The sequence below is a fragment of the Selenomonas bovis DSM 23594 genome (assembly GCF_000381005.1).
Taxonomy (GTDB): domain Bacteria; phylum Bacillota; class Negativicutes; order Selenomonadales; family Selenomonadaceae; genus Selenomonas_C; species Selenomonas_C bovis.
This window is the reverse complement of record NZ_KB908426.1, coordinates 1-8,213: the sequence shown is the minus strand read 5'-3', so window position 1 is coordinate 8,213 and position 8,213 is coordinate 1. Positions and strand designations below refer to the sequence as shown.

The window sequence follows — 8,213 nt, the reverse complement described above, 5'->3', positions numbered from 1 at the left end:
CCGCTCTTCGCGCGCCTCGACAAGCAGGTGGCGGCCGCCGGGGAGGACGGAAACAATATGACCGAGGCGCTCACGCGTTTCGGCATCACGCTGACGGACGAAACCGGGCATCTCCTGCCGCTCAACGAGCAGCTCGCGCAGCTGGCGCAGGGCTACAAGAACGCCGCGGCGGCCGGAGAGGAAGAGGCCTTCACCGCCGAGGTGCTCGGCGCACGCGGAGCCGCGCTCATCCCCGTGCTCGAGCAGTACGACGATCTCATGGAGATTTCCTCGCATATCAAGACCACGGGCCTGCTGAATCCGGAGGAGGCGCATCAGACCTATCTCAAGTGGCGCGAGATGGAGATGGAGGCGGGCCAGCTCAGGCTCGCGCTCGGCTCGGCGCTGCTGCCCGTGGCGGAGGATCTCATGCCGTCGGTCATCGGCGGTTTCCAGGATGTGATCGGGAGCATCCGTGAGAACAAGGCGTCCATCGGGGAACTCGCTGGCGTGATGGGAACGTTTGCGCAGACCTCTGTGGATGTCATCCGGGGCGTGGCGGATGCCATGCGCGACCTCGGCGTCAACTCGGAGTCCGTCAAAGAAACGCTCTCTGACATTGGGACGTTTTCGCGTCACGGCGGCATGAAAGAAGTCCTGAGCGGCGCGCTTGTCGGCGCGGGCGCTGGCGCTGTGGCGGGGAGCTTCGCGCCGGTCATCGGCACGGGCATCGGCGCGGCAGGCGGTGCCATCGTCGGCGCGCTCGGCACCTATGAGTTTGGCACGAGTACGGAAAAATTCCAGGACTGGAAGAAAGCCGATGAGGCGCTCGAGCGGGAAAAGAAGGCCGCGCGCGAAGCGGAGGAGGCCCTGCGGAAGAACAGCCGCGCCCAGGAGGAGAACGCCCGGACAGCCCGGGCGAACGCCGCTGCCGTCAAGGCGGCTGCTAAAGCCAGTGAAGAGCTTAAGGAAAACCTCTTTTCCCTCACGCACAGCGAGCTTGAGACTTCTCTGCACGAGGCGGAGCGGCAGGCGGAAAAGTACCGGAAGTCCGGCGCGGACGCCGCACTCGCCGACGCCTACCTGCAGCAGAAGCGGGCGCGCATCTACGAGGATTTCGAGACGAACGTGCTCGCGAAGGTCGCGGCCGTCCGTCATACGGCGCTCGAGAATCAGCTCGCGGACATCGACCGCGAGGCGGCGGCCTATCGCAGGAAGGGACTCGATGAAGCGCAGGCGGCTTCCTGGGCCGAGGAGCGCAAGGCGCGGATCCGCGAGGCATTCGAAGAGGAAGCCGCCGCCAAGATCGACAGCATCTACCATACGGCCCTCGAGAACCGTCTCGCGGAAATCGAGCGCGAGAAGAAAGCCTGGATCGAGAAAGGCCTCGAGGAAGTCCGCGCGACCAAGTGGGCCGAGAAGGAGAAGCTCGACGCCAAACGCAGCGCGGCGCTCGAGGTGCTCCAGTCACAGAAGGAAGAGTTCCAGGCCTACCTCACAGGCGGTGAGCGCGGTCTTGCCGACTACTACAAGGCGGCGCATGGCTTCACCATGGACGACCTCGCCATGACGCCGGAGCAGCTCGCGGGCTTTCAGAAAGCGCAGAAGCACATGCTCGAGAATCTCCTGCCGAACTTCCGCGATCCGGAGGAAGTCGCTAGAGAGAAAGAGGCCGCGCGGCGGAGTTTTTCGGCGGAGATCGACGGCAGGGCATACAGCTACGATGAAATCCTAGGCAGTCTCTCCAAACCGTTTGACGAAAAGATGCAGCAGCTCGTACCGCAGCAGGGAACTGAGCATCGCATCCCGCAGGCACCAAATGTGGCGGCGCCGCAGGTGCAGATTGCCGTCAACATCGAGAACGCCGTGACGCAGGACAATGAGGGCATGCGGCTTCTCGCCGACCAGGTGGCCGACCGCATCCGTCCGGCTGTGGAAAACGCGCTGGGAGGTGGCGAAAATACATATTCGAATTGGTGAGGTTCGGACGCTCGACACGGAGAACTGGCAGACCATCCCGGACGACCGCCAGCAGCAGGTCGAGATCATCGGCGGAAACGTCGTGCAGGACTTCGGCCGCGTGCCGGAGGGCGACAAGATTTCCTGCACCGTGACCGTGCTTGCGGACGGCTGGAAAACCATCTGCGAGTTCTGGGAGAAGCGGACGCCTGTCACGGTCGAGGATGAGGCGGGGAACCTCTGGCGGGATCTTCGCGTCGTGGTCAAGAGCTACGCCTACGTTGACCGCTTTCCCCGGGCCTATAAAGTAACGCTGGAATTTTGGAGGATATGAATATGGCGAATCAGCTGCACATCTATTACGGGAATATCTCGAAGGAAGGGACGGACGGCACGGAGGCCAGCGCGGGCACGGGGCTTTCGCCCATCTCCGTCACGCTCGACGCGGCGAAGGAGGAGTCGAAGGTCATCATGTGCGCCGTGCGCTGCGATGAAGGCTATCACATTGAGGGCGAGACTACCTTGAAACTCGTCGGAGCGAACGCCGCGAAATGGAAACTCGCGAGGGACGGGGATTTCGGCAGTCCCGAGGATGCCAATATGAATGGCACCTGGGAGGATTCCATCACCCTCGAGCATGTGGGAAGCCTCAACGCGGCGTTCTGGGTAAAGGCGATGAGTTCCAAGGATGAGAAACCGTCGAACGACACGAGCGTGTCGCTCCAGGCGGAGGGACTTGTCGCGGCGGATGAGGGGGCGTGAGCATGGGCTTTCATTACGTCAATCCCGGTTTTACCGGACTTCTCGACGTGGCGGGAGGAGCGACAGTGGTAACGTCCGAGCGCAGCAGGACGGGATATGGAATTCTGCAGCCAGAGGATAGATGCGGGGTGAAGCTGGAGGCCGTTCTGAAGGAACTCTGGATCAGGTTTGACATCTATTTGCCGACAAGCAAGGAAGTTCCCAAGGCGTTTGAGGCGAAGGTGCTCTATAACGGATTCGGCCTTCGGTTTTACACGTATGAAGCCACGAATCAATTCTTCGTGGAACCATATTGCTCTGGAACAGGGCTTGATCCTAAAAAAATACCGGTGTACAAGTCCGACATGGAGGAACTGAAAGCGGAGTGCCATCTTTTCGCGGGAAAAGTCAACTCCGTCTATATGCACGCCAAGCGCGGGACAGGGAACGAGAAGGACGGCGCGTTCGAGCTGTGGTTCAATGGAACGCAATATGTAAAGGGCGCAATCAAATGCTATAGCTGGAGCGACAACTATGTCACGGTTATGAGCAATTCGGAGCTCTTGCTGATATCCGATATCATCATTTCGGACACGGCGTTTGACAAGAGGACGCAGCTCGTACCAGTACCCGCCGTCGGTATCGAGTCTGACATGACACAGATGGGAGACGGCTCCTATATCGCAACGGACGCAGGGCAGACGTTGCTCCAGTATCTTGACATGGAAGCGCTCGCGGATTCCTGTGGCGGCAGTTCCCGGGTGACGGGCGTGGCAGTCATTGGGAATCCGGCGTATCAGATGGAATCCGGCAGCGGGGCGCTCACGGTCATCCAGAGTCTGAGCGGGACCCTGACGGAATATGCCACACAGCCGCTCCAGAGCGACGCGGCAGGGGTTATCTGCGATTACCATTCGCTCGATGGCACGGTAGACGGACTGAACGGATTGGCCGTCGGATGGAAAACGGGAGTCTGACATGAAGATCTCACTGAAGCCGCAGGCATATCTCGAGGGAAGCTTTTTCGGCAGGGCGTCCGTGATGCCACAGACGTTTCTTGAAGGTGCGTTCTTCGGACACGCGGCTCTGAAGTCTTCCGTCTGGCTGTCCCTCGTACTGGAGACGTCTCATCTGGAGAAGTGCAGCATCGATTTGCGGCGCGTGGTGGGGAGCGGTGCGGCAGCGTCTGCCGATACCAGGCGCGAAGTGACAGCGGCCAATCTCGCGGCGGTGGATACCCTGCGCGAGGTGCGCTCTTTCCTGCTGTCCTTTACCGAAGCGCGCCTGGTTCGGTGCATCCAAAACTCGCAGATAGAGAAAGCGGATCTGGCACGCTATGTGGGTGGAACGTACTGTGTCCGCAGGGCTGACACCTCCCGTATCCTTTCACGGAACTATGTGGTGCAGCGGGGAGAGCTGTGCCGGAAGGTGGGAGTGACGCAGCAGGCAACGGCCCGGCTTCGCATGGTCAAGGTACTGGTAATACGGGCAGAGGCGGACCTCAGACGCTGGCTGCTGACATCGGTGCAGCAACATGCGGACAGCAGGAGATGTGTCAAAAAATCGGAACGGGAGAAATCAGATACATCGCGCCGTGTGCCGCATGTCCTGCGCTATGAGCCGGAGAGTCAGTCGGAGCTTCTGACGAGCTTCCATACTCAAGGCATCCGCTCCTTTTCCATGACGCTCGGCGAGCTGACGCTTTCAGACACGTATCGCATCGAGACAGTGCGGCCGCTCGCCATCGAGGCGGAGGTCGCGGGAAAGCTGCTCGACTATCCTTTCCGGTTCCTCGTGGAGGAGACGAGCCAGCAGGACATGCTCCAAACGGTGAAGGGGACGTACAGCAGGGATAAGCTGCTCTATACGGCCATCAACGTGTGCGTGGATGAGGCCAACGTTTCGTACTATGCCGAGGGCATCGCGGACGCGCTGGGCCTCGCGCTCGACTTCCGCTGCGATGACTTCATCCCCTCGCAGAATTTCGAGGAAAGCGGCATGACGTATCAGGATTTCATCTCGGCGCTTTTCGGCTGGACGGCGAAGCTGCCGCACCGGCAGGTCAACGTGTTCATCCGGGGGGATACGCTCCACATCATCCAGCGCGGGCAGGAGGACGCCGTGACCGACATCACGGACTGGCCGCACACCCGGCCGACCATCGACCGCAAGCTCGTCCGCTCCCTCTGGCATAGCGGCCGGGAAAACGAAAGCGATCAGGCGCACAGCGATGCGGAGGATGCGCCAGTTCCCTTCACCGGCACGATTTCGCTCGGGGAGATCAGCCGCACCTACGAGAACGGCTTCCTCGTGCGCGAGACCAACGAGAACGGCGCGACGGACTACACCTACACGGACGGCTATCTCACGCGCAAGCGCACACACAACAAAGATGGATCGACCAGCCTCACGGAATACGCCTACGCGAAAACAGGCCGCGACATCTATCTCTTCAAGGAAACGGAGCGCACGACGGAGGCCGTCGATGACGGCAGGGAGCACAGCGAATACGACTGGCAGGACTGGAACAATCCGGTGAGCGAACGCGTCACCTACCACGCGCCGCTCGGCATGGGGTGGTATGCGACGACCGTCTACGTCGACGGGGAGAATACTGGTAGCAGCCTTTCGCAGGGAAAGCCCGGCGGCAAGGCGAGCCGCTACACCATCGACCAGTCGAATCTCTCTCTCGGCTCGCATTATACGCGGGTGTACGGCAGGGGCGAGCCGTCCGCCGCCTCGCTCATCGACACGGAGTTTCCGGTCAAAGACGAGACTTATCTCGCGATGCTCACGGAGGAAATCGAGTGGCTCAACCGCAGGACGAAGGAAACCGTGACCATGGAGATCGTCTCGCGCGTTAGAAACGGCGTGCCGGAGGTGACGCACATCCTGGACTTCACGGAACGAATAAGATTTGAGGGCAGCGAGTATTTCCTTGTGTCCAACCAGGTAACGCTCACGCCGCGCAGTCTGCGGCAGAGCATCACGATTGCGAGGTGGTATTGATGAACGGAATCGACGGACTCGCGGAAGCCCTGCGGACAGGCAGGAAGCGTATGCGGGAAAACGCGGAGCAGAAAGCGCAGCGCGGCGTCATAGAGAATGGCAGAGTCCGCATCGGCGCGCGCAGCTATCCGATGAAAGCCGCCGTCGATGCGGATACGGGCGACGGCAGCCGCGTCTGGGTGCAGATCGCGCGGGATGGAACGGCCGTTGTCATAGGAGCGTGAGAGGATGCACCAGGAAAGAGTGACAGCCGTCAGCGGCGGCAATGTGCTCGCTGGCGGCCGATGGCTGCGAGCCATCGGCAATCAAAGCATCGAGGCGGGTGATCTCATCTGGACGGATGGCCGCTGCGTCTACGGAAATCTCGCGGAAGGCGGGGAGGCGGCACTTGTCGCTGCCGGCAGAGAACTGCAGATTCCTATATTTCTGGGTGACGGCACGCACTGCTTGTATCACGGGAAAACACTGCGGACAGGAGCAAAGGGCGCTATGCACAGTTTGATGGTAAACCGGGGCAGCGAGGTCGCTTTTTCCAATAAATATGACGTAGTGGATGTCTCCTTGAGCGCGGCAGGCGAAGCGCGGGAACTACTCGGAGAAGCCTATCGCCGGGAGAATGGCACGGTTGGTTACAGTTCCCGCGACTATGGAGAAGGCATAGGCAGCAAGTTCGGCATCTATTTTGATAACGGCGTACACGAAAGGTATGGCATCAGAGACTGGTACGCCGCAGCAGAGGATATTGTCCATCTCCCCCTGTTGCGGGAAGGTGCAAGGCTGGCAGGCGCGGCGGCGCTCCGGCAACTTGAAAAAGACGCACCCTCTGGGAGACCGGAAGAAAAGACAGTCCTCCAGCTGGAACAATGCGAGATTATCGGCGGCTGGCAGGAATCGGAGCAGGACTACTGCCTGTTTCTGCGGGGCATAGGGAGAACGATTTACATGTCGGGCAATCACCTTTCCTGCTCTGGCGCGCCGGATTATTGTTGGGCGGCAGATGAGAAAAGCTTTGACTTTCTGTCGGTCGTCTATGAGCTTGAGATGGCGGCGACACCCTCGGCCATTTCGATTTTGCGTGAAAAATACACGAGCGGCCGCGTCATATCGATTTCAGGTATCTCCGTGGAAGATGATGACGTGAAGAAGGGATTTATTGACGTCATCGACAGCATCGACCTGCCGCTGCCGGATGGATTTCGTCTCGCTATGGAACGGCGCGAGAAGAAACAGACGGAATCTTCTAGCTGCAATCCGAACGCTTACCGCTATACACTCAGGACGCCGAGGAATGAGGAAATCTGTGAGCTGGACGGCTGCGAGCCGGGAGACAGGCTCATCGCCTGCAAGACGCGTCCGGGCATGTGGCTCGTTTCCCATAAAGGCGAACTCTATCACTGCAGGAAAGGCGGCAGGAGGAAAATCGAAACTGGAAGTACCTGCCGCAACGCGCGTCTCCGGCCGATGAAGCAATGCGGAAAATGGATGAAAGGAGACAACTGACATGGAACATATACGCTGCTGGGCAGCGGGAATCGGCGCAATTCTTGGCGACTTCTTCGGCGGCATGGACGGCCTGCTGACCGTCCTCGTGGCCTTCGTCGTGCTCGACTACATCACGGGCGTCCTCTGTGCCGTCATCGAGAAATGTCTGTCAAGCGAGACAGGATTCAAAGGCATCTGCCAGAAGGTGATGATCTTCTGCCTTGTCGGTATGGCGAATCTCCTCGACACGCAGATCATCGGCAGCGGCAGTATGCTCAGGACCGCTGTGATTTTCTTCTATTGCGCCAACGAGGGGATCTCCATCACCGAAAACGCCGCGCGCATCGGCCTGCCCGTGCCGGAGAAGCTAAGAAAGGTCATGGAGCAGCTGAAGGGGAAGTGAATGAAGAAAGGGCTCCGCGATTTTGAGGAATCGGGGGGCGCGGATGAGGAGGGAAAAAGAATCGACTATAAAAATACATAGAAAAATTATCATGTATTTTTATAGTCGAACATGGTATAATCAAGACAGAGAAAGTTAGTTTACAACAGGATGTGAGTATATGCCTATACTGGATCGAAATGTAAAAACATGGCGAAAGAAAGATCTGCTGGCGCATATGACCGACTACAAGTTTCGCCAACTGGTAAAGGCACAACGCCTGTCCCGCATACAACATGGCATCTACATCTTTTCTCCAGCGAAAGAAAGCGATAACGACCTCGTACTGACTCAGCAATTTTATTCGCAGGCTATTATAAGCATGTTTTCCGCGGCTGATTTCCATGGCCTGACGACGATGATTCCTCGCTCTGTACAAATTACGCTGCCGAGTCAGGGAGCCCGCTGTCTGGAGAAGCCGAAATATCCAAGGGTAGAGTATTTCTTCGCAGGGAGAAATATCATCGATTTGGGCTGCGAGGTACATAAGATAGACGATTATCCTGTTCGTATATATAACAGAGAACGAGTCGTTTGTGATATGTTCCGCTATCTACGCCGCGTCGGACAGGACATGGCCATAGAAGTCTTCAATAATTAC

General features: G+C 58.8%; 9 protein-coding genes. All 9 read left to right on the top strand.

Features of this window, described 5'->3' with window-relative positions:
* Positions 1–1,959, top strand: a 1,959-nt coding sequence (locus F599_RS15785) for a coiled-coil domain-containing protein (protein ID WP_019543854.1), incomplete at its 5' end; no start/stop codon positions are given.
* Positions 1,931–2,272 carry a hypothetical protein gene (locus F599_RS0112565; protein ID WP_019543853.1) on the top strand — a complete coding sequence of 114 codons (342 nt, stop codon included), beginning with the start codon at positions 1,931–1,933 and terminating at the stop codon, positions 2,270–2,272. The genes F599_RS15785 and F599_RS0112565, both read left to right, overlap by 29 nt.
* Before the next feature lie 2 nt (positions 2,273–2,274).
* Positions 2,275–2,700 (top strand): hypothetical protein, encoded by a 426-nt coding sequence (locus F599_RS0112560; RefSeq protein ID WP_019543852.1) that lies wholly within the window; start codon positions 2,275–2,277, stop codon positions 2,698–2,700.
* A 2-nt stretch (positions 2,701–2,702) separates the two neighbouring features.
* Entirely contained in the window at positions 2,703–3,656 is a 954-nt protein-coding gene (locus F599_RS14975; protein WP_019543851.1) for a hypothetical protein, read from the top strand.
* A gap of 1 nt (position 3,657) precedes the next feature.
* Positions 3,658–5,688 carry a hypothetical protein gene (locus F599_RS0112550; protein WP_019543850.1) on the top strand — a complete coding sequence of 677 codons (2,031 nt, stop codon included), beginning with the start codon at positions 3,658–3,660 and terminating at the stop codon, positions 5,686–5,688.
* Complete coding sequence (locus F599_RS0112545; RefSeq protein ID WP_019543849.1) at positions 5,688–5,912, top strand: hypothetical protein; 225 nt, start codon at positions 5,688–5,690, stop codon at positions 5,910–5,912. Before F599_RS0112550 ends, F599_RS0112545 begins: the two co-directional genes overlap by 1 nt.
* A 4-nt stretch (positions 5,913–5,916) precedes the next feature.
* The gene (locus F599_RS0112540; RefSeq protein WP_019543848.1) at positions 5,917–7,188 is read left to right on the top strand and encodes a hypothetical protein; all 1,272 of its coding nucleotides are present in this window, start codon (positions 5,917–5,919) and stop codon (positions 7,186–7,188) included.
* Position 7,189: 1 nt separating this feature from the next.
* A complete protein-coding gene (locus F599_RS0112535) occupies positions 7,190–7,573 on the top strand; it encodes a phage holin family protein (RefSeq protein WP_019543847.1) in 384 nt (127 codons plus the stop codon).
* Positions 7,574–7,733: 160 nt separating this feature from the next.
* The coding region (locus tag F599_RS0112525) for a type IV toxin-antitoxin system AbiEi family antitoxin domain-containing protein (protein ID WP_019543846.1) at positions 7,734–8,213 on the top strand (480 nt) is incomplete at its 3' end.